The organism is Streptomyces sp. NPDC050549, assembly GCF_040655035.1.
Taxonomy (GTDB): Bacteria; Actinomycetota; Actinomycetes; order Streptomycetales; family Streptomycetaceae; genus Streptomyces.
In genome coordinates, this window is record NZ_JBFAJD010000034.1 from 49019 (window position 1) to 70842 (window position 21824).

At 70.4% G+C, this 21824-nt stretch carries 19 protein-coding genes and 1 pseudogene; 6 read left to right on the forward strand and 14 right to left on the reverse strand.

The window, feature by feature from the left end; translation table 11 throughout:
* The 4 genes from AB0I51_RS36195 to AB0I51_RS36210 all read right to left on the reverse strand — a co-directional run bounded on the left by AB0I51_RS36195 (position 1) and on the right by AB0I51_RS36210 (position 3717).
* A complete protein-coding gene (locus tag AB0I51_RS36195; protein ID WP_362982629.1) occupies positions 1 to 801 on the reverse strand; it encodes an enoyl-CoA hydratase/isomerase family protein in 801 nt (266 codons plus the stop codon).
* An 82-nt stretch (positions 802 to 883) separates the two neighbouring features.
* Positions 884 to 1738 carry an FCD domain-containing protein gene (locus AB0I51_RS36200; protein ID WP_362982630.1) on the reverse strand — a complete coding sequence of 285 codons (855 nt, stop codon included), beginning with the start codon at positions 1736 to 1738 and terminating at the stop codon, positions 884 to 886.
* 44 nt (positions 1739 to 1782) lie between these two features.
* Entirely contained in the window at positions 1783 to 2550 is a 768-nt protein-coding gene (locus tag AB0I51_RS36205) for an SDR family NAD(P)-dependent oxidoreductase (protein WP_362982631.1), read from the reverse strand.
* Positions 2551 to 3717 carry an acyl-CoA dehydrogenase family protein gene (locus tag AB0I51_RS36210; RefSeq protein ID WP_362982632.1) on the reverse strand — a complete coding sequence of 389 codons (1167 nt, stop codon included), beginning with the start codon at positions 3715 to 3717 and terminating at the stop codon, positions 2551 to 2553.
* Positions 3718 to 3851: 134 nt separating this feature from the next.
* Between AB0I51_RS36210 and AB0I51_RS36215 the strand changes: the two genes are divergently transcribed.
* The 3 genes from AB0I51_RS36215 (at position 3852) to AB0I51_RS36225 (ending at position 7103) form a co-directional block, all read left to right on the forward strand.
* Positions 3852 to 4235 carry a MauE/DoxX family redox-associated membrane protein gene (locus tag AB0I51_RS36215; protein ID WP_362982633.1) on the forward strand — a complete coding sequence of 128 codons (384 nt, stop codon included), beginning with the start codon at positions 3852 to 3854 and terminating at the stop codon, positions 4233 to 4235.
* Positions 4232 to 4699 carry a peroxiredoxin gene (locus tag AB0I51_RS36220; RefSeq protein WP_362982634.1) on the forward strand — a complete coding sequence of 156 codons (468 nt, stop codon included), beginning with the start codon at positions 4232 to 4234 and terminating at the stop codon, positions 4697 to 4699. The genes AB0I51_RS36215 and AB0I51_RS36220 overlap by 4 nt, the downstream gene beginning before the upstream one ends.
* A 64-nt stretch (positions 4700 to 4763) precedes the next feature.
* Positions 4764 to 7103: a SpoIIE family protein phosphatase gene (locus AB0I51_RS36225; protein ID WP_362982635.1), complete on the forward strand. Its 2340-nt coding sequence runs from the start codon at positions 4764 to 4766 to the stop codon at positions 7101 to 7103.
* Positions 7104 to 7112: 9 nt separating this feature from the next.
* Here the strand turns inward: AB0I51_RS36225 and AB0I51_RS36230 are convergent, their stop codons facing one another.
* On the reverse strand, positions 7113 to 7547 hold the full coding sequence (locus AB0I51_RS36230) for a cupin domain-containing protein (RefSeq protein WP_362982636.1): 435 nt from the start codon (positions 7545 to 7547) through the stop codon (positions 7113 to 7115).
* 98 nt (positions 7548 to 7645) lie between these two features.
* On the reverse strand, positions 7646 to 8476 hold the full coding sequence (locus AB0I51_RS36235) for an aldo/keto reductase (RefSeq protein ID WP_362982637.1): 831 nt from the start codon (positions 8474 to 8476) through the stop codon (positions 7646 to 7648).
* Positions 8477 to 8635: 159 nt separating this feature from the next.
* On the opposite strand from AB0I51_RS36235, the gene AB0I51_RS36240 reads away from it, so the two are divergent.
* Complete coding sequence (locus AB0I51_RS36240) at positions 8636 to 9610, forward strand: TauD/TfdA family dioxygenase (RefSeq protein ID WP_362982638.1); 975 nt, start codon at positions 8636 to 8638, stop codon at positions 9608 to 9610.
* A gap of 8 nt (positions 9611 to 9618) precedes the next feature.
* On the opposite strand, the gene AB0I51_RS36245 is transcribed toward AB0I51_RS36240, so the two are convergent.
* Positions 9619 to 10647, reverse strand: coding sequence for an LLM class flavin-dependent oxidoreductase (locus tag AB0I51_RS36245; RefSeq protein ID WP_362982639.1), 1029 nt, complete (start codon positions 10645 to 10647; stop codon positions 9619 to 9621).
* A 72-nt stretch (positions 10648 to 10719) separates the two neighbouring features.
* Positions 10720 to 12228 carry a metallophosphoesterase gene (locus tag AB0I51_RS36250; RefSeq protein ID WP_362982640.1) on the reverse strand — a complete coding sequence of 503 codons (1509 nt, stop codon included), beginning with the start codon at positions 12226 to 12228 and terminating at the stop codon, positions 10720 to 10722.
* Between the two features lie 89 nt (positions 12229 to 12317).
* Between AB0I51_RS36250 and AB0I51_RS36255 the strand changes: the two genes are divergently transcribed.
* Entirely contained in the window at positions 12318 to 14612 is a 2295-nt protein-coding gene (locus AB0I51_RS36255) for a zinc-dependent metalloprotease (RefSeq protein ID WP_362982641.1), read from the forward strand.
* A gap of 7 nt (positions 14613 to 14619) precedes the next feature.
* Here AB0I51_RS36255 and AB0I51_RS36260 read toward each other — a convergent pair whose 3' ends face one another.
* The 3 genes and pseudogenes from AB0I51_RS36260 to AB0I51_RS36270 form a co-directional block, all read right to left on the reverse strand.
* Complete coding sequence (locus AB0I51_RS36260) at positions 14620 to 15516, reverse strand: MHYT domain-containing protein (RefSeq protein WP_362982642.1); 897 nt, start codon at positions 15514 to 15516, stop codon at positions 14620 to 14622.
* Positions 15517 to 15677: 161 nt separating this feature from the next.
* Entirely contained in the window at positions 15678 to 15860 is a 183-nt protein-coding gene (locus AB0I51_RS36265; protein ID WP_362982643.1) for an antitoxin, read from the reverse strand.
* 106 nt (positions 15861 to 15966) lie between these two features.
* Positions 15967 to 16125: pseudogene (locus AB0I51_RS36270) on the reverse strand (MFS transporter); the annotation flags it as partial.
* 215 nt (positions 16126 to 16340) lie between these two features.
* Between AB0I51_RS36270 and AB0I51_RS36275 the strand changes: the two are divergent.
* A complete protein-coding gene (locus AB0I51_RS36275) occupies positions 16341 to 18740 on the forward strand; it encodes a M4 family metallopeptidase (RefSeq protein ID WP_362982644.1) in 2400 nt (799 codons plus the stop codon).
* Between the two features lie 76 nt (positions 18741 to 18816).
* Here the strand turns inward: AB0I51_RS36275 and AB0I51_RS36280 are convergent, their stop codons facing one another.
* From AB0I51_RS36280 to AB0I51_RS36290, 3 genes are all read right to left on the reverse strand, one after another.
* Positions 18817 to 19953, reverse strand: coding sequence for a glycoside hydrolase family 64 protein (locus AB0I51_RS36280; RefSeq protein WP_362982680.1), 1137 nt, complete (start codon positions 19951 to 19953; stop codon positions 18817 to 18819).
* Between the two features lie 216 nt (positions 19954 to 20169).
* Positions 20170 to 20925 (reverse strand): dienelactone hydrolase family protein, encoded by a 756-nt coding sequence (locus tag AB0I51_RS36285; protein WP_362982645.1) that lies wholly within the window; start codon positions 20923 to 20925, stop codon positions 20170 to 20172.
* A 101-nt stretch (positions 20926 to 21026) separates the two neighbouring features.
* Positions 21027 to 21647 (reverse strand): L-threonylcarbamoyladenylate synthase, encoded by a 621-nt coding sequence (locus AB0I51_RS36290; RefSeq protein ID WP_200812248.1) that lies wholly within the window; start codon positions 21645 to 21647, stop codon positions 21027 to 21029.
* Positions 21648 to 21824: the final 177 nt, after the last annotated feature.

The following is a 21824-nucleotide window of genomic DNA, read 5'->3' on the forward strand; positions in this document are numbered from 1 at the left end:
TCAGCGCTCCTCGGGGGGGTTCGCGCGCCGCTCGGCGCGGGCCGCGAGGTCGGTGACGATGCGGATGTGGTCGGGGTTGGTCATAGTGGCCCGCTCGGCCATCAGGGCCGCCTCCATGCCGCCGCGCGAGACCTGCTCGACGACGGCTGCGAGGGCCAGCTTGGTGGCGCGGAGGGCTTCTGCGGGCTGGGCCGCGAGCCGGTGGGCCAGGGCGAGGGCCTCGCGCATCAGGTCGTCGGGCGGGACCGTGCGGTTGGCGAGACCGAACTCGACTGCCTTGGCGGCGGGGATACGGTCCCCGGTGAAGAGGTACTCCTTCACCCGCAGCAGGCTGGTGAGCAGCGGCCAGAGGGTGACTCCGCCGTCGCCCGCCACCAGGCCGACCGACACATGCGGGTCCGCGAAGTAGGCGTCCTCGGCGATCAGTACGAGATCGCAGGCCAGGGCGAGGCTGCAACCCAGGCCCACCGCGGGGCCGTTGACGGCGGCGATCACCGGCAGCGGGAAGCGGATCATCTCGGTCTGGATGGTGCGGTCGATACGGATGGACCGCTCCCGCAGCTCCGGGTCGGTGTGGTGCCGCAGGAGATGGTCGAAGTCGCCGCCGGCGCTGAACGCCCGTCCCGCGCCCGTGAGGACGACGGCCCGGGCCTTGGTGTCGTCCGCGAGCTCGCGCCACACCTCCGACAGCCGTCGGTGCAGCTCCTCGGACACGCCGTTCAACCGGTCGGGGCGGTTCAGGGTGACGATGCGGACGTCTCCGTCGGCGGCCACGGTCAGCGCGGAACTCACCTTGCTCATACCGCGATGGTATTAAAGGTCAGACCGAAACTGTCAATGGTGTTGCACGAAGAGGAGAATTACATTCTCATCCCTGACGGGATCAGTTCTCCAGATCGGTCAGCTCCACGCCGTCCCGGCGGTCGACCTCGGCGGCAGCCCGGGCGAAGCCGCACACATGGCGTGTCATACGGCGCATCGCCGCCTCGCTGTCGCCGTCCCGGATCGCCTCGGTGATCCGGGCGTGCGCGCGGGCGGTGAGCTTGCGGACGTCCGCGTCCATGAACTGCTCGATGTCGGTGGCCGCGTGGATGGACTGCGAGAGAGCGCTCATGAACCCGATGAGAAGCTCGTTCTCACCGGCCCTCGCCACGGCGTTGTGCCAGTGGATGTTCGCGCGCAGGAACCGCTGGATGTCGTCGCCCGCCGCGACGAGCTCCGCGTGCGTGTCGTCCAGTTCCGCGAGGTCGGCGTCCGTGCGGCGCCTGGCCGCCAGCGCCGCGCACGCGGGCTCGATCGCCTCCCGGGTCTCGTGCAGGTCCTCCAGCCGGATCCGCTGGCCCCGGATCACCAACCGCACGGTGTTCGCGAGCGATTCACGCCCCGGCCGGTGCACGAAGGCGCCGCCCCCGCGCCCCGGCCTGATCTCCAGGAGCCGTTCGACCTCCAGGACGCGCAGCGCCTCGCGCACCGTCGCCCGGCTCAGCCCCGTCTGCTCGACCAGTTGACGCTCCGGCGGCAGCGCCATGCCCTCCGTGAACTCCCCGGAGAGGATCCGCTCGCGCACCTCCGCCGCCAGCACGTCCGACGCCTTGGGGACCGTGAGCGTGTCGAAGCGCGGCCGGGGCTCACCGGCCGCGGCGCGCCCCCGGCCGGTGCGGGAAGGTTGCTGGGCGCTCTGCACAGGTTCGGGCCTCTCGTCGCAGGCCGCGCTCTTCGGCCTCTTTGGCTGAACCATTCAACACAGCAGGCGCGTCACCTGTCACATCACGGGAGTGCCCGTCACATCACCATGCCGCCGTCCACCGGCAGCACCTGACCGGTGATGAAGGACGCCGCGTCCGAGGCGAGGAAGACGAAACTGCCCGCGATCTCCGCCGGCTCCGCCCACCTGCCCAGCGGAATCCGGGCGAGCATCCGGGCCGCGAACTTCTCGTCGGTGCGAATGGTCTCCGTCATGGGAGTGGCCGCCAGCGGGGCGAGCGCGTTGACCAGCACCCGCCGTCGTGCCAGTTCACGGGCCAGGGACTTCGTCAGCCCGATGATCCCGGCCTTCGCGGCCGAGTAGTCGACCTGCCCGAGTGTGCCGACCAGGCCCGCCGACGAGGTGACGTTGATGATCCGCCCCTTCCCGTCGTCCGGCAGGAACGGCAGCGCGGCCTGCGCGCAGTGGAAGGTCCCCATCACATGGATGTCGAGGTCCCGTCGGAACGCGTCCTCCTCCAGCTTGTCGAACATGGCCGGGGCGACGACCCCGGCGTTGTTGACCAGGATGTGCAGGGTTCCGTCGGCGAGCGCCGCAGCTCGCGCCACCGCCGTGTCGGCGGCGGACCGGTCCCGTACGTCGAGGGCGGCGCTGTCCGCCGTCAGCCCCGCCGCGTCGATCTTCCCGGCGACGGTCGCTGCGGCCGCCCCGTCGACGTCGGTCACCAGCACCGCGGCGCCCGCGCGCGCCAGCGCCTCCGCGACCGCGGAACCGATACCTCCCCCGGCGCCGGTGACCAGCGCCGACCGGCCCGTGAGGTCGAACAGCCCTGTGCTGTCGGTCATTCAGTAGCTCCTCGGGAGTCCCAGCGTGTGCGATCCCAGGTAGTTCAGGATCATTTCCTGACTGATCGGTGCGATCCGCATGAGGCGGGCCTCGCGGAAGTAGCGGGCCACGCCGTACTCCTCGGAGTAGCCCATGCCGCCGTGGGTCTGCAGGGCCCGGTCGGCAGCCGTGAACCCGGCGTCCGCGCACAGGTACTTGGCGGTGTTCGCTTCGCGCCCGCAGGGCTTCTTGTTGTCGTAGAGCCAGGTCGCCTTGCGCAGCACGAGTTCGGCCGCGTCGAGGTGGGCCAGGGAGTCCGCGAGGGGGAACTGAATGCCCTGGTTCACACCGATCGGGCGGCCGAAGACGACACGCTCCTTGGCGTAGCGCACCGCCTTGTCGAGCGAGGCACGGCCGATGCCGAGGGCCTCCGCCGCGATCAGCATGCGTTCCGGGTTGAGGCCGTCGAGGAGGTAGCGGAAGCCCTGCCCCTGCTCGCCGACGCGGTCCTCGACCGGGATGCGCAGGTCGTCGATGAAGAGTTCGTTCGAGGTGACGGCGTTGCGGCCCATCTTCGGGATGGGGCGGATGCCGATCCGGTCCCGGTCGATGTCCGTCAGGAACAGGGTCATCCCGTCGGTCTTCCTGGTGACCTCGTCGGCCTTGGCGGTCCGGGTCAGCAGCAGGATCTTCTCGGACTCCATCGCCTTGGAGATCCACACCTTGCGGCCGTTGACCACGTAGTGGTCGCCGTCCCGCCGTGCGTACGTCGTGATGCCCGCGGTGTCGAGGCCGGCGCCCGGTTCGGTGACGCCGAAACAGACGTGCAGGTCGCCGTTGGCGATGCGGGGGAGTGTCCGCCGCTTCAGCTCCTCGGAGCCGTGCACCACGACGGGATGCATGCCGAAGATGGACAGATGGATGGCGCTGGCCGCGTTCATGCCGCCGCCCGACCGTGCCACCTCTTCGAGCAGCAGGCTGGCCTCGGTGATGCCGAGGCCGTGTCCGCCGTACTCCTCCGGGATCGTGATCCCGAGCCAGCCGCCGCCCGCGACGGTCTCGTAGAACTCCGTCGGGAACTCGTGCGCCTGGTCCTTCGCCATCCAGTACTGGTCGTCGAAGTCGCGCAGCAGTCCGGCGACGGACTTGCGGATCGTTTCCTGGTCCTCGGTGAGTTCGAAGTCCATGCACGGACCCTTCTCCGGTTCCGGCTTCGAAACATATCAAAGGTCAGACCGAAACGGTAGAAGTCTGCCGGCGGGTGATCGATGGCGGCCTACCGTCGAGTAATATCGCGCGGCAGGCCATCAGAGGAGGAACCGTGCCACGGTCCGAACGCTCGTCACTGCTGCTCGCCGGTCTGCTGGCGACCGCGGGGGTCGCCCATTTCGCCTCACCCGAACAGTTCGACGCGACGATCCCGCGCGCCCTGCCGGGGACGCCCCGGGCCTGGACGTACGCGAGCGGTGCCGTCGAACTGGCGCTGGCCGCCGGGATCGCCGTGCCGCGCACCCGGCGCACGGCCGCACTGGCCGCGGCGGCGTTCTTCGTGGGCGTGTTCCCCGCCAATGTGCAGATGGCGCTGGACTGGCGGGACCGTCCGGCCCCGCAGAAGGCGGCGGCCCTCGGACGGCTGCCCCTGCAGATACCCCTTGTGCTGTGGGCCCGTAGTGTCGCGAAGAACAATGGGGAGGGACAGTCATGAGCGATCGCCCGAATGTCGGCGACAAGGTCGAGGACTTCACACTGCCGGACGAGACCGGCGCGGAACGCAGCCTCACGGAACTGCTCGGCGAGGGGCCGGTGGTGCTGTTCTTCTACCCGGCCGCCCTGACCGCCGGCTGCACCGCCGAGGCCTGCCACTTCCGTGATCTGGCGGCCGAGTTCGCGGCCGTCGGCGCCCGGCCGGTCGGCATCAGCGGCGACGCGGTCGACAAGCAGAAGGAGTTCGCCGGGAAGAACACCCTCGGCATGCCCCTCCTCTCGGACGTCGACGGGACGGTCCGGGAGCGGTTCGGAGTGAAACGCGGATTCTCGCTGGCACCCACCAAGCGGGTCACCTTCGTCATCGGGGAGGACCGCACGATCCTGGAGGTCGTCTCCAGCGAACTCCGGATGAACACCCACGCCGACCGCGCCCTCGCCGCACTTCGCGCCCACCGGAAATGACACAGGAGCCGCAAATGCCGTATCGCGGTTGATGCGGCGCGGTACAGGGACCATCCTGGACGATATGGAGCAGGCCTCCGCCGCGGCGGTCATCGACGCCCGGGGCATCGTGACGGGGTGGAGCGAGGGTGCCCGGACACTGACGGGATACCCGGCCGAGGAGGCCGTGGGCCGGTCGGTGGCGGCACTGCTCGCCGAACCCCCCGCCGCCACGTCCGTGGCCGCACTGGCCGGCCCGGTGGTCCTGCGACACCGGGACGGCTCCCCGCTCCCGCTCACCGTGCGGGCCTGCGCCGTGCTCGGCGCGGACGGTGCCCCGGACGGATACGTCCTCACCGCCGAACCGCCCGCCGACCCCGGACCCAGCCTCGCCGAGCAGGCCTTCCAGCAGGCGTCGATGTCCCTGTCCGTCTTCGACACCGGGCAGCGCTATCTCCGCGTCAACGACGTCGCCTGCCGGGCGATGGGAGTGCCGGAGGACGCCCTGATCGGCCGGTTCTTCCAGGAGAGCGTCGAGGACGCCGAACACAGCAGGGGTTTCCTCCGCTACCTGCGCCAGGTGGTCGAGACGGGCGGACCGCTCCGCTACGACAGTTGGACGGGCGCCCCCGCCCTGGACCGGGAGCACGCCTGGAGCATCGAGATGTGGCCGCTCAGGGATCCCTCCGGAGAGCTGACGGCGGTCGCCCTCGCAGCGTTCGACAGCACCGAGCAGTACCTCGCGCGCCAGCGGCTGGCCCTGCTGAACGAGGCGGCGACCTGTATCGGCACCACTCTCGACGTGGTGCGCACCGCCGAGGAACTGGTGGAGCTGCTGGTGCCGCGCTTCGCCGACTTCGCCAGCGTGGACCTGCTGCCCTGGGTGCTCGGCGCGGACGAACCGCCGCAGGCCCCGGACGACGAGATCGTGCTGCGCCGGGTGGCTCACGGGTCCGTCACCGAGGGCGTGCCGGACGCCGCCGTGCACCTCGGGCAGGCGGACGTCTTTCCGCTCTCCTCGCCGCCCGTGCGGGCCCTGCGCGAGGGACGGGCGGTGCGCGGCCAGGCCGGCGAACCCGACTTCGTCCGCTGGGTCGAGGACCGCAACGCCCGCTCTCCCGAAGGCCGTTCACACCGCAAGGGGGTCCACTCGATGATCGCGGTGCCGCTGCGGGCACGCGGCACGACCCTCGGTGTCGCGGTGGCCGTCCGCATGGCGCACCCGGACGACTACGCGGAGGACGACGCCGTACTCGCCGAGGAGCTGGCCAGCCGGGCCGCCGTCTGCATCGACAACGCCCGCCGCTTCGCCCGCGAACGCAGCACCGCACTGGCGTTGCAGCACACCCTGCTGCCCAGAGGCCTGCCCGGACAGGCAGCGGTCGAGGTGGCGCACCGCTACCGGCCCTCCGGTTCGCTGGCGGGCATCGGCGGCGACTGGTTCGACGTGATCCCGCTGTCCGGCAGCCGGGTCGCCCTCGTCGTCGGCGACGTGGTCGGACACGGCATCGCGTCCTCGGCGACCATGGGCCGCCTCTGCATGGCCGTCCGCACCCTCGCCGACGTGGACCTGCCGCCCGACGAACTTCTCACCCACCTCGACGACCTGGTCACCCATCTCGCGTCCGGCGACACCGGCGACGAGGTCGCCGAACTCGGCGCGACCTGCCTCTACGCCGTCTACGATCCCGTCTCGCGACGCCTCGCCATGGCCGCCGCCGGACATCCACCCCCGGCCCTGGTCCTGCCCGACGGGAGCGCGAGCCTCGTACCCATGACCGCCGGACCACCACTGGGGGTCGGCGGACTCCCTTTCGAGGCCGTCGAGTTGGAACTGCCCGAGGGCGCCGTCGTCGCCCTGTACACGGACGGCCTGATCGAGGACCGGGACCGCGACGTCGACCACTCCACCGCCGAACTGTGCCGCGCGCTCACCGCGTCCGCCGAGTCCCTGGACGCGCTGTGCGACTCGGTGCTGAAGGCCGTGATGCCGGAGGAACCGAGCGACGACGTGGCCCTGTTGCTCGCGCGCACCCGCGCGCTGGGCGGCGACCGGGTCGCCACCTGGGACATCGAACCGGACCCCGCCTGTGTGGCCGGGGCACGGCAGGCCGCCACGGACCAACTCGCCGCCTGGGGACTGGAGGAGGAGGCCTTCGTCACCGAACTCGTGGTCAGCGAACTGGTCACCAACGCCATCCGGTACGGCCAGCCGCCCATCCAACTGCGCCTGATCCGCGACCGTGCCCTCATCTGCGAGGTCTCCGACGGCAGTTCGACCTCACCGCATCTGCGCCGCGCCCACGTCTACGACGAGGGCGGGCGCGGACTTCTCCTCGTCGCACAGCTCACCCAGAGCTGGGGCAGCCGGCAGACCGGCGGCGGCAAGACGATCTGGGCCGAGCAGCCGCTGCCGCCCGACTGACCGGAGCGCTCACTCGAAGGGGCAGCCGGGGTTCGGCGCGTCCTCCGAGAACGGTGATCCGTGCGGCAGGACGTACAGCACGTCCAGGACGAGCGGGGTCTTCCCCAGGTTGCGGCCGATGTGCACGTTGCCCGCCCCGGCCGGCTCCTGGATGGTGCTGCCCTTGCGGTAGACGCCGTCGGAGGCGCAGGTGGAGTCGAAGTGGCTGAGCGTGCCCTCCTTGACGATTCCGTACAGGGGGCCGTCGTGGTAGTGCCAGCCGGTGGCCTGGCCGGGCGGAATGGTGATCTCGCGCACCGTGTAGTCGGTGTCGCCGATCGTGGTCTGGCTGATCACCGTGGCGGTGACGCCGGGCCCGGCGGGGGTCGCCTGGGCGGTGCCACCGGCCAGCAGAGCGGCGGTTGCCACCGCCCCGGTCACGGCGGTACGGAACGCGTTGCGCATACGAGGGCCTTCCGGTGAGATCTTGAGCCTCCGCCGTGAACATAGAGGCAGGGAAGGCGAGTTGGGGGCGGAAACGCGCAACTTCCGCCCCGGGACTCTCAGAATTCCTCGTGCGTTTCCGGGTCCCCGCCCAGGCGCTGCGGGGCGTGGTCGGAGAGGGCGGCCAGCTGGGCCGGGCCGAGTTCGAAGCCGAAGATGTCGAGGTTGGCACGCTGCCGCTGCGGGTCGGCCGACTTGGGGATCGGGACCACCCCGAGCTGGGTGTGCCAGCGCAGCACCACCTGACCGGGCGTGACGCCGAAGGCCTCCGCGACCGTCACGACGGTCGGGTCGTCGAGCAGTTGGGAACCGCGCCCGAGAGGGCTCCAGCTCTCGGTGAGAACGCCCTTCTCGGCGCCGAAGGCGCGCAGTTCGTCCTGCGGGAACAGCGGATGCAGCTCGATCTGGTTGACGGAGGGCAGCACGCCGGTCTCCTTCTCCAGCCGCTCGATGTGCCCGGGCGTGAAGTTGGAGACACCGATCGACCGGACGAGACCTTCCTCGCGGAGCTTGATCATCGCCTTCCAGGAATCGACGTACTTGCCGACGCGGGGCAGCGGCCAGTGGATCAGATACAGGTCCACGTACTCCACGCCGAGCCGCGCCCGGGACTCCTCGAAGGACGCGAGGGTCTCGTCGTAGCCGTGGTGGCGGCCCGGCAGCTTCGTCGTCACGACGATTTCCTCGCGCGGCACACCGCTGCGGGCGATGCCCCGGCCGACGCCGGTCTCGTTGCGGTAGTTCGTCGCCGTGTCCAGCAGGCGATATCCCATGCGCAACGCGCCGTCGACGGCCTCCTCGGCCGTCGCGTCGTCCATCGGCCAGGTGCCCAGGCCGATGGCGGGGAGCTGCGTTCCGTCGTTGAGCGTGTGCGTCGGGATGCTGATCACGGTCGACCTTCCCTTGACTGTGCGGTACAGCCAGTATGGGCGCACGGGAGCCCTGTCGCCTCGTGCGGTGATCGCTGTCACGATCTTCTTGAACCCGGTACGACCTGGGTACGACCCGGTGGGCACGGCCGACCGAACAGGTACGACGACGGAGCGCGCATGACGACGGACAGCGGTACGACGGACGGGGCGGTGCGGGTGGAAGGCATGGAGGTGAAGCCGGCCGCCGGGCACATCGGGGCCGAGATCACCGGTGTCGATCTGGCCGGTGAACTCGACGACGCCGTGGTCGCCGCCGTCCGCGCGGCGGTGTTGCGCTGGAAGGTCGTGTTCTTCAGGGACCAACAGGTCGATCACGCCGGGCATGTGGCGTTCGCGCGACGGTTCGGCCAACCGGTCGTGCTCGGCCGGCGCGGCAGCGCCTCACCGGCCGGCTTCCCCGAGGTCGAAACGACCGCCGACCGGCTGGAGTTGGGCGGCCGGTTCGGCATGGAGCACGAGGAGTGGCTGGAGCGCCGACGGCACACCCTGCTGCGCGGCTGGCACTGCGACCACGGCGCCCGTATCGACCCGCCGGCCGCGACGATCCTGCGCGCGGAGACCGTCCCGCCGTACGGCGGCGACACGACCTGGTCGAACCTGGCCGCCGCCTACGCCGGACTGTCGCAGCCGGTACGGGAGTTCGTGGACGGACTGCGGGCCGAGCACCGGCTCGGCGTCGGCTACCAGCCGCGGCCCGGCGAAGACGCGTACGTCCGCCATCTCCTGGACCACCAGGTCGCCTCGGTGCACCCGCTGGTACGGGTGCACCCCGAGACGGGGGAGCGGGTGCTGTTCGTCAACGGCTACTACCTGGAGCAGATCACCGGAGTCTCGCGCGCGGAGAGCGCGGCGATCCTGGACATGCTCCTCGCGCAGGCGACCAGGCCCGAATACACCGTCCGCTTCCGCTGGGAGCCGGGCAGCGTGGCCTTCTGGGACAATCGGGCCACCATCCATCTCGCCCCCGGCGACAACGCCCACCTCGGCCTCCCCCGGACCATGCACCGGGTCATGCTCACCGGCGACATCCCGGTCGGCGTGGACGGCAGGCCTTCGCAGCCGATCGTCGGCACCGAGCCGGGGCGCTGGTGACACCGGGGTCAGGCGGCGGGCTTCCAGCCGAGCGCCGGTCCGAGCCTGGTCGCCATGTCCGTGAGGATCTGTACGTAGTCCTCGTGTTCGAAGGTGAACGGCAGCGCGAACGCCACCTCGTCGATCTCCCTGAACGCGGCGTGCGTGCCCAGGAGTTCGGCGATCTCCTCCGAGGTGCCGACGATGTCCGGCGCGAACATCAGCCGGGCCGGCCCCTGCGGTGACGTCGTCCGGGGCGTGCGTCTGCGGGCGAACTCCTCGTACTTCGCCCGTTGTTCGGGCGATGCGGAGTCGGTGGGGATCACGACCAGCCCCTGGGAGACGCGGGCGGACTCCCCGTCCGGGTGGTGGGCGCGGAACGTGCGGACGTGGGAGAGCTGGATCTCCGCGAAGTCCCTCGACTCGTCCGGCCCTTCGGCCTTGACGACGCTGCTCGTCAGGAAGTTCATGCCGTGTTCGCCGGCCCACTTCGCCGAACTCGCGCTGCCGCCGCCGTACCAGAGGCGACGGCCCAGGCCGAGGGAGTGCGGCTGGACCCGGTCGGAGAACACCTCGAAGCCCTCGGTGCCGCTGAAGTCGGTGGCCGGTTCGCCGCGCACGAGGTCCACGAGTCGTCGTACCCGCTCGTAACTGAAGTCCTCCACGTCGGACGTGTCGGGGTACAGCGCTTCCTTGACCCGGTCGTAGTGCATCGGCGGGCCGACGCTGACGCCCGGGTTGATGCGGCCCCCGGACAGGATGTCGACGGTCGCCAGGTCCTCCGCCAGCCGCAGCGGGTTCTCCCAGCCGAGCGGGATCACCGCGGTGCCGAGTTCGATACGGCTGGTGCGCTGCGAGGCCGCCGCCATGACCGCGACGGGCGAGGAGATGCCGTACTGGAGGTGGCGGTGGCGCAGCCACGCGCTGTCGAAGCCGAGCCGTTCGCCGAGTTCGATGATCTCCAGCGTCGACTCGTGGCCCCGGCGCGGATCGGCCTCGTCGAACAGGCCGATCGTCAGGAAGCCCAGCTTCCGCAACGGGCGTGAGGTGGGCGGCACGGGCTCCTCCGGCGGTCGTACGTCAGTTCCGTTCTGTCCTGATTGTGGCAGGTGAACATTGCGGGCGTGTGATCAGCGCAGCGGGATGGTGATCTCGTCCTCGACCGGCGGGTCGATCTCCTGGGCACGGTTGCCGGTGGCCGCGAAGCAGCGCAGCCGAATCGCCTCCGGGGTGACGTCCAGCCGCAGGAAGCACTTGAAGAACGGCGGGCTGTACGTCACCGAGCTGGGTGAGAACAACTGGGTGTAGATCTTGCGCACCGGGAGCCGGAAGCGCGAGGCGCGGTCGGGACGGCCGCCCGCGCCCAGCAGGCTCGCGACCAGCCGGATCCGCCGGGTGATACGGACCGGCGGGCCCGGAGTGCGGGTCGGCGGGATGCCCAGGCGCTCGCAGATCACGGCCGACGCCTCGGCCTCGGTGAGGGTGAAGAAGCGCCGCAGGTGCAGTCGGCGCCCGTAGAGCCTGCTGTAGAAGGCCAGGGAGTCGCCGCGCAGCGGATAGCAGCGGAAGTCCTGCTCGGTGACGTTGCCGATGTCGACGCGCGGGACGGTGTGGGTCGCGTGCATGAACGCGCCGCCGCCGCCCGAGACCACGTACTGGACCGTGCGCCCGTCGTCCAACCGCACCGGATAGCGCTGGTAGTTGTGGATGTCGCCGCCGATCGCCGCCACGAAGTGGTGGTCCGGATCGCGGACGATGTCGTCGACCGTGCCGCCGCCCTCGATGGCACAGGGGTCGTACTTGCCGTCCACATACAGGGGCGAGCCGGTGACGAGGATCTTCGGTGTCGGCCCCTTCGCCACCTCCCGCAGCCAGGCGCCCTGTTCGGCGTCGATCGTGCCCAACAGGCCGGTGTCGATACCGATGATCCGCACCGGTCCCGCGTCGATCGCCCAGTACGGGCCCGGCTGGACCGCCTGTTGGAACGGCGAGGAACGCAACTCCCGTTCCTTGTCCAGGCGTTCGCCGTCGGTCGGACGGGGGTGGTGCCACAGCAGCGAGCGCCACCAGGCCCGGGTCAGCGGGCGCGGCTTCGCCCGAGGCGCGGGCAGCGCGGGCGCGTCGTCGCAGAAGACGCGCATGAAGCCGCCGAGGCCCTCGTACCAGTCGTGGTTGCCGGGTATCGCGTAGATGGGCGCCGGATAGTCCTGGTACGGACGGAAGAACTTCGTGCCGTAGTCGTCCGCGGTGCCGACCGGATAGATGACGTCGCTGGCTATGACCGCGAAGTCCGTCCCCTGACTGACCTTCAGGAACCCCGGCACGACGGCGTATTGGGGATCGTCGCCCTCACCCGTGTCGCCGATGACCATGAAGGAGAAGGTGTCCGCGTCGTCGCGCCGGATCACCTTGTCGGCGGGGGCGCCGACGGCAGTGCGCTGTGCGACCCAGCGGCTGCGGGTGTCGCCGGTCGGGTCCCCGAACCAGGAGGCCAGCACACCGTTGCGGGCGGCCCACAGGGTCTTCGGATCGAGCCACGAGACCTTCTCGACGTGGGACGGCATCAGCTGCTGGTACGCGCCGCGCTCCGCGGTGCCCCAACCGGCGCCTTCGGCGGTATCGCGTGAGGATTCAGACACCGGTGCACCGTAACAACCAGCCATCGCGGACCGAGAGGCAGGGGCCTGGCAACATCAACTCGACGACGTACGACCGAAAGGCCCCCCGCATGCCCGGCGAAGCCGACTTCATCGATCTGCTCCCCGACCCCGAACTCCGGTCCGACCGGCTGCTGTTGGGCATCCGTCACTTCGACGAACCCTTCCTCCTCACCGTCTCCCTCTCCCAGGGCCTGGGCTCCAGCGACCTGTGGCTGGACCGGGGCAGGGCGGGCAAGGCACGGCTCGCCGAGTTCCGCCGGATCGGCGACCGGGTGCTGTTCGCCGTACGCAACAAGCACTTCCTCACCTCCGGCGACGAGGCCGCCGTACGGGCCGGGGACGAGTCGTTCGCGCTGTCCGTGGTGTGGAGCGGACCCGTGCTGCGGGAGGAGAACGGGGCGGCGGTCGTCGACGCGACCGGCCTGGTCGTCGCCGACCACGACCGGGTCGCCGAGCATCTGCACGCACACGAGCAGGGCGACTACACGATCGACGAGTCCGCGAGCCTCCCGCTCGTCGCCGACAGCCGCACCGGGCCGCGTGCCGTCCGGCTGCCCGCGCTCCTCACCTTCCGGGGAGCCGGCCGGGGCAGGGCGGTCCAGGCCGTGGCAGCCGACCCGCGCGCCCTCACCGTCGTCCAGCAACTCAACCTGATGCGGCTGCCGGCGACCCCGCTGCCCGTCCGCCGCTACCACCCCGCCTCGGGCGGCTACGGCATCGGCTACGCCGACCACGGTCTCGTCGGCCGGGCGGGCACCGAGGTGAAGTTCCAGCCCCGCTTCCGCGCGGAACCGGGCGGCGACCCGATCGTCTTCCAGGTGGACCCGGCCGTCCCGGAACCCTTCCGCTCGGCGGTCGTCGAGGGCGGCAACTGGTGGCAGCGGGCCTTCGCCCGGATCGGACTCCCGGACGCCTACCGGGTCGAGCCCGGTGGCGCCAGCTTCGACCCCTACGAACCCGGAGTCAACGGCGTCGTCTGGGTGCACCGGGCCGGCCGCGGCTGGTCCCTCGGGCAGGGCCTGACCGACCCGCGCACCGGCGAGATCCTGCACGCCCGGGTACGGCTCGGCTCCCAGCGCGTCGAGCAGGTCCGCGCACTCGGCGAGGCCCTCCTCGCCCCCTACGGACGTCCGGACGAGGCCGAACGGCTCGCCGCCGTCGAGGAGTTGGTGCTCGCCCGGCTGCGCCAACTGGCCGCGCACGAGATCGGTCACGCACTCGGTTTCATGCACAACTTCGCCGGCACGGGCCACCCCGAACCGTCCGTCATGGACTACCCGCACGCCCGCATCCGCGTCACCGAGAAGGGCGATCTCGACCTCTCCGCCGCATACGGCACCGAACTCGGGCCGTGGGACCACTACTTGGTCGCGCACGCCTACGGGCGGTTCGGCGAGGTCGATGGCGAGGAGGACACGGCGCTCGCCGCACTGCGCCGCGAAGCCGCCGAGGCCGGTCTCACCTACGTCTCCGACGAGGACGCGCAGGGCCCGCACGCCGCGCACGCCGACGCCGTGCCGTGGGTGAGCGGGCCGGACGCTCTCCAGGCGCTGGAGACGATGCTGCGGGTCCGCCGGATCGCCCTGGACGGATTCTCCCGAGGGGTGCTGCCGCCCGACCGGCAGACCGGTGAACTGGAGGAGCGCGCCGCGCTGTTGCACCTGCTGCACAGGCACGAGGTGGCGGCCGTGGCCCGGCTGGTGGGCGGGGTGCGCTACACGTACCGCCTCGCGGGCCAGGACGGGCGAGGCGCGGAGGCCGTCGACGCGGCCGGTCAGCACACTGCGCTGACCCGACTCGCCGAACTGTTGCGCGCCGAGCAACTCGCCCTGCCGCACGCAGTGTTGGACACCCTCACCCCGCCCGCGACCCGCTACGGCCGGACGGACCAGTACCTCGACACGGGCGCCGGACGGATCTTCGACCCCTTCGAAGCCGTACGGGCCGCGACCGCCTTGGTCACACAGCAGTTGCTGGACCCGGCCCGGCTCAACCGGGTGGCCTGGCAGCACGCGGCCGACCCCGCCGTGCCCGGTGTCGCCGACGTCGTCGACGCGCTCCTCACCACGACCTGGCGCCGCGTCGACCCCGTACCCGCGGAACTCCCCGGCGGCGCCACCGTGCAGCACGCGGCGGACTGGACCCTCCTGAACCACCTGCTGACCCTGCTCGACGACACCGCGCTGCACACCCCGGTGCGGATGTCGTTGCGCGGTGCCGTGCGGCGGCTCGCGACCGAGCTGCGCTGCCAGGGCGACGAACAGGTCCGTGAGGCAGGGGAGTTGATCCGCGCCTTCCTCGCCGACCCCGGCTCGGTGCGGCTCGACCCGCTGCCCCGGGTGCCGCCGGGCGCGCCCAACTGAGGCGCCGCTATCTGGGTCTGCGGCGACCGGAGGCCGGACTCGGGCCGTCGCGACCGCTGTTGGTCACCACGGCCCGGGGTGCTGAGTCCCGTGCGGTGAGGGCCGGATCCGCTCGCTTGTCAGCGGTTTCCGGGACGACGGGATGCCGGGCGAAGGAACGGTCCCAGTTGCCCTCGCCCATCACCAGCAGCGGGTCGAACATCACGACGACCCCGGCCAGCAGCAGGAAGATGACCGGCCCCAGCAGCATGGGAAGCAGCAGCGAGGTGGCGGAGTCGCCCGTCCACGCCCCGCCGGTGCCGTGCAGATGGACGCTCACGGCGGCCATGGCCGTGTAGTGCATCCCGGACACGGCCACGCCCATCACCAGGCTGGCGCCCAGACTCGCCAGGAAGCCCCGGATGGACACGGCCGCCCACAGGGCCGCCGTCGCGGCGACGATGGCGATCGCGACGGAGAGCACGACCGTGCTGGTCCGGTACTCGATGCTGCCGTTCAACTGCAGGGCGGACATGCCCAGATAGTGCATCGCGGCGACCCCGAGGCCGGTGATCACGCCCGCCGCGGCGAGCGTGCCGGTGGTGGCGCCGCGATACCCCACGGCGAACACCCCGACGGCGACCATGACGATCGCCACGGCGAGACTCAGCACCGTGAGGCCGACGTCGTAGCCGATACGGGTCTCCTCGACCTGGAAGCCGAGCATCGCGATGAAGTGCATCGTCCAGATGCCGCTGCCGATCGAGGTCGCGCCCAGCGCGAGCCAACCCGCCTTCCAGGAACGTTCGTTGTGCAGGGACCGCACTACGCAGCGCAGTCCCAGAGCACCTCCCAGGCAGGCCATCAGATAGGCGGCCACCGGGGTCACCGCACCGTAGCGGAACCCGTCGATCGTGCCTTGCATGAGCCAACTCCCCCCAGAGTCCTGGCTTCCCGTGGGGGGAGTATGTACGAATCAAGGCCCGGCCGCGCACCGCTTTCACATCTGTACCTGACCAAGTCTCCACTTTCATGGACCACTTGAGGCGCATCGAGGGCGATACGCGGACAGATGCGGTCAGGAGATCAGGGCTGTTGCGGCCTATCGCGGTCGATGAACTCGTTGGCCTTGTCCTGCGCCATGTCGACCCGCTTGGCGTGCTTGCCGCCCGTGCGTTCGTCGATCATGTCTCCCGCGCGGTCCACGCCCTGCTTGGCCTTGTCGGGGTGCTGGCCCAGCATTCCCTTGACCTTTTCCATGAACGACATGGGTGTCCTCCTTCGGACGTGCTTTGGCCCTCCCAGCATCTCCCGCCTTCGCGCGTGCCGCATTTCGGTGCCGGGCGGGGTCGGCCGCCACCCGGCACCAGGCGGGCACGAGCGGTTCGTGGTCGTCGGTGGCGCGGGCCTCGCGGGTGCGGGACAGGGCGAGCGCGAGTGCCTGGAGGACCGCTCCGGTCAGCCCCACGGACAGGGCGAAGCGGTAGCCGACGTGGTCGGCGATGAGCCCGCCGAGTGGCGCCCCGATGGCCACCGTTCCCGCGGAGACAGAGGGAAAACCCTTGAGTGCCCCTGTCCTGCGTGACATGGACGGGTCAACGCTGTCATCCTCCACGCAGTTACCCCACGGATCCTCCACGGATCGGTCAAAGTTCGGTCGGCCCCGCACAGCTCAGCTCTCCCGGACAGCAGACCCGGCTGTCCGGTCTGTCACCGGCCGCGTCCGCGGCCGTCGCAGGAGGAGTACGAGTGAGACGCATCCCCCGCAAGCGGACCGCGGTTGGAGCCCTGATCTCCACCGCCGCGCTCCTCGCCGTCGGCATCCAGTCGGTTCCGGCGAGCGCGAAGCCCGCGTCCCCCCACCCCAGCCCGCTGCGCACCGGCAGCCTGGAGGCGAAGCTCGCCCCGGCGCAGCGCACCGCCCTGGTGAAGAGCGCCACCGCGAACAGCACGAAGACCGCCCGCACCCTCGGCCTCGGCGCCAAGGAGAAGCTGGTCGTCAAGGACGTCGTCAAGGACAACGACGGCACCGTCCACACCCGCTACGAGCGCACCTACGCCGGTCTCCCCGTCCTCGGCGGCGACCTCGTCGTGCACACCCCGCCCGCCGCGCAGGCGACCGGCACGGTGAGCGCGACCTTCAACAACAAGCACACCCTCACGGTGCCCTCCACCACCGCGTCCGTCGCCAAGTCGGCCGCCGAGACCAAGGCCCTCACCACGGCGAAGGCCCTCGACGCCAAGGCGCCGAGCACCGACAGCGCCCGGAAGGTCATCTGGGCCGGCGACGGCACGCCGAAGCTCGCCTGGGAGACGGTGATCGGCGGCTTCCAGGACGACGGCACCCCGAGCCAGTTGCACGTCATCACCGACGCCACCACCGGCAAGGAACTCTCCCGCTTCCAGGGCATCGAGACCGGCACCGGCAACACCCAGTACAGCGGCACGGTCTCGCTGAGCACCACGCTGTCGGGTTCGACGTACCAGCTGTACGACACCACGCGCGGCGGTCACAAGACGTACAGCCTGAACAACGCCACGTCCGGCACCGGCACCCTGATGACGGACGCCGACGACGTCTGGGGCACCGGCTCGGGCTCCAACACCCAGACCGCGGGCGCCGACGCGGCCTACGGCGCCCAGGAGACCTGGGACTTCTACAAGAACACCTTCGGCCGCAGCGGCATCAAGAACGACGGCGTCGCCGCCTACTCGCGTGTCCACTACAGCACGGCGTACGTCAACGCCTTCTGGGACGACAGCTGCTTCTGCATGACGTACGGCGACGGCTCGGGCTCCACGCACGCGCTGACCTCGCTGGACGTGGCGGGCCACGAGATGAGCCACGGCGTCACGTCGAACACGGCCGGGCTCAACTACTCCGGTGAGTCGGGCGGGTTGAACGAGGCGACCTCCGACATCTTCGGCACCGGCGTCGAGTTCTACGCCAACAACTCCACCGACGTCGGCGACTACCTCATCGGCGAGAAGATCGACATCAACGGCGACGGCACGCCGCTGCGTTACATGGACAAGCCGAGCAAGGACGGCGGCAGCGCGGACAGTTGGTACTCCGGCGTCGGCAACCTCGACGTCCACTACTCCTCGGGTCCGGCGAACCACATGTTCTACCTGCTCTCCGAGGGCAGCGGCACCAAGGTCATCAACGGCACCACCTACACCAGCACCACCTCCGACGGTGTCGCCGTCGCCGGTATCGGCCGGGCCGCGGCCCTGCAGATCTGGTACAAGGCGCTGACGACCTACATGACGTCCAGCACCGACTACGCCGGGGCCCGCACCGCCGCGCTCAGCGCCGCCGCGGCGCTGTACGGCACAAGTTCCGTGCAGTACGCGGGAGTCGGCAACGCCTTCGCCGGCATCAACGTCGGCAGCCACATCACCGTGCCGACCAGCGGTGTCACGGTCACCAACCCGGGCAGCCAGTCCTCCACCGTCGGTACGGCCGTCAGCCTGCAGATCGCGGCCAGCTCCACCAACAGCGGTTCGCTGACGTACGCGGCGACCGGGCTGCCGACCGGCCTGTCGATCAGCAGCTCCACGGGCGCCATCACCGGCACCCCGACGACGGCGGGCACCTACAGCACCACGGTGACCGTCACCGACAGCACCGGGGCGACCGGTACCGCGTCCTTCACCTGGACCGTGAGTTCCAGTGGCGGGGGCGGCAGTTGCACCTCGTCCCAGCTCCTGGGCAACGCGGGCTTCGAGTCGGGCAGCACGACCTGGACCGCGAGCAGCGGGGTCATCACCAACTCCAGCAGTGAGGCCGCGCACGCGGGCTCGTACTACGCGTGGCTCGACGGCTACGGCTCGACCCACACCGACACCCTGTCCCAGTCGGTGACGATCCCGTCCGGCTGCACCGCCACGACCTTCACCTTCTACCTGCACGTCGACACGGCGGAGACCAGCACCAGCACGGCCTACGACAAGCTGACGGTCACCGCCGGATCGACCACCCTGGCCACCTACTCCAACCTCAACGCGGCGAGCGGATACGTCGCGAAGTCCTTCAGCCTGTCGGCCTTCGCCGGCACCACCGTGACCCTGAAGTTCAGCGGAGTCGAGGACTCCTCCCTCCAGACCAGCTTCGTGATCGACGACACCGCCGTCACGACCAGCTGATCCGCTTCACCCGTTCCGTCCGGCACCCCGCACGCGCCCCCAGGCGTGCGGGGTGTTCCGGTCTGCTCAGCTCAGCTCAGCTCAGCGGGTCGAGTGTGAGATAGGCCTGCTGCGGGTTCCCGTCGTTCACCAGGGACTCCTGGGCGCCGACGTCGTCGAACGCGAACGCGTACGCCTTGCCGTCCGCCATCTGTGCGTGGATCTTGCGCGCGTAGTGGTTGGTCACCGTGTCCTGGTAGAAATTCGCCGTGGTGGTGTCCGGCTGGTTGGGGTTGACCAGGAGCGTGGAGCGGTTGAAGCCCGCGCACAGCGTGCGCGAAATCGGCCCGCGCACCAGGTCGTTGGGCGCGTCGAGATACTTGTAGCAGCCGAAGATGCTGGCCGCGTCCGGCTTCTGGAACGTGGTGACGACCGCGCCGGAGCTGTTGCTGAAGTTCATGACGTTGCCCGACACCCGGCCGTAGTACTTGGTGTTCGGCTGGTCGGCGAACGGCGTCACGGTCAGGGTCGACGACGAGTACTTCGACCAGACGCGGTTGATGTAGTCGTCCATCACGGTGCTCGGCAGGGCGCCCGTCTCGATGCCGTACCCCGGTGAGAGCGCTCGCAGGACCGTGCCGTCGGACCGGGTCTGGATCAGGTTGGCCCAGCCGCCAGGCTGTCCGCGCAGCGCGTTGAAGAACCCGGTGTAGCCACCCGACTTGAGGTGTCCGGCGCTGGCCGTGGTCCCGTCGGAACGCTGCACGCCGACCGCGTACGGCGCGGAGAACATGTCGACCTGGGTGCTGTTGATCCACAGCCCGGAGTCGTTGAGCGTGTACTCGGACCAGTTGAAGAGGATGTCGCGGTTGGGGTCGGTCGGGTTCTGCACGGCCGGCTGCACCAGGCCGCCCGTGGTCAGCTTGAACACGAGCTTCTGGCCGTAGGAGAAGTAGATGCGGCCCGAGAACTTGGGGATCCGGATGGTGGTGGACTGTCCGGCAGCCGGGCCTGCGATCGATGCGTCCGGCGCCGGGGTGGGCGGGTTGCCGCCGGCCGGCCAGGCGTGGAACGTGCCGCTCGCGTCGGCCCAGCCCTGCTGGCCGGTGGCCAGGTTGGTGCCCAGGTCGTAGATGTAGACTGCGTCGCCGCGGCCCGAGTTGTTGGTGATCTTGAGCGGGATCGTGGCGGGTACCGCGGCATCCGCCGTCAGGGGTGTGGCCAGCGCGAGCATCGTGGCCACCGCGGTCGCGGCGCCCAGATGGCGCAGGATTCTGACGAGCACTGCTCACCTCCGTGTGGGGGGTGTACGAACAATTGGTCCGTACCTGTGTGAGAGCGCTCTCAGAGTCGCGCCGGGGCGCGAGCATGTCAATGAGTTGAACGAAAGGTGCCCACGGCAACTCGCGCCGTGGGCACCTGGATTGAATCAGTGAAAGCGGTCTGGCGATCAGAACGTACGGTTCAGCAGATCGAGCAGCGCGACCCAGTGACGCTCGTCGGCCTCCGCGTTGTACGACGAGGTGTCGGCCTGCGTGTAGCCGTGCCGCGCGCCCGGGTAGACCTCGCAGCGGTGTCGGACCCCCGCCGTGGTGAGCGCGTCCTCGAACCGCTTGATCTGGTCCTCGGGCAGCGACGGGTCCTGGTCGGCGTGGCCGAAGTACAGCTCGGCGGTGATGTGTTCGGCGGCCAGGTGCGGGCTGTTCGGGTCGTCGGTGGCCAGCCGACCGCCGTGGAAGCCGCCCACCGCGGCCACCCGGTCCGGGTGGGCGCCGGCGGTGTACAGCGCGAGGCGGGCGCCCATGCAGTACCCGGTGATCGCGACCGGCCCGTCGGCGACCACGGGGGACTCGGCCAGCCAGCGCAGATAGGCGCCGGCGTCCCGCTCGACCAGATCGGGCGTCAGCCCCATGATCAGCGGGCCGACCTTCTGGAAGATCTCCGGCCGCGCCTCGGGATCGATGAACTCGGGCAGCTCGACCACCGGCGCGCGCCCCTGCCGGTAGAACACGTTCGGTACGAGGACCGCGTAACCGGCCTCGGCCAGCCGGTCGGCCATCGACCTGAGGTGGGGACGCAGCCCGAAGGCGTCCTGGTAGAGCAGCACGGCCGGACGGGGGCGCTCGTCACCGGGATGCACCAGATAGGCGTCGGCGATGCCGTCCTCGGTGGGGATGTCCACGGCTGTGCCCTGTACGGCGGTCATGGCGGGGGTGCCTCCCAGCGGATCGGCGCGGGGCCGGCTGCCGGCCCCGCGCGGCGTGTTCGATCATCCTGGCACGCCCGGTCACGGCCCCGCCGCCGGGGTCACTCGAAGCGGGAGACGTCCCCCGCGCCCTTGCGGACGATCTCGGCCTCGCCGCTGGAGAAGTCGATGACCGTCGTCGGTTCCGTGCCGCAGTCCCCGGAGTCGACCACCGCGTCCACCACGTGGTCGAGCCGGTCCTTGATCTCCCAGCCCTGGGTCATCGGCTCCTCCTCGTCGGGCAGCAGCAGGGTGCTGGACAGCAGCGGCTCGCCCAGCTCGGCCAGCAGCGCCTGGGTGACGACATGGTCGGGGATGCGCACGCCCACGGTCTTCTTCTTCGCGTTCAGCAACTGTCGCGGCACCTCCCTCGTCGCCGGGAGGATGAACGTATAACTGCCGGGCGTGGAGGCCTTGATGGCGCGGAACACGTCGTTGTCGATGTGCACGAACTGGCCCAGCTGGGCGAAGTTCTGGCACACCAGCGTGAAGTGGTGCCGGTCGTTCAGATGCCGGATCGTACGGATCCGCTCCATGCCCTCACGGTTGCCGAGCTGGCAGCCCAGCGCGTAGCAGGAGTCGGTCGGGTACGCGATCAGCGCACCCGAGCGCACACTGTCCGCGACCTGCGAGATGGTGCGCGGCTGCGGGTTGTCCGGGTGCACGTCGAAGTACTTGGCCACCCGCCGAGCTTATGCCGTACGGCCACGGGTCGCCGCGCGGCCCCTCATGCCGCCCGATTCGTACGGGCGTACCCCGGCGAAACCGGGGAAGCCGACCAGTGCGCTCGGGGCTCCCCCGAACCCGGGCAGGACGGCTCCGCCGGCGGCTCCCCTCCGAGGCCGCGGCGGAGCCGCTCC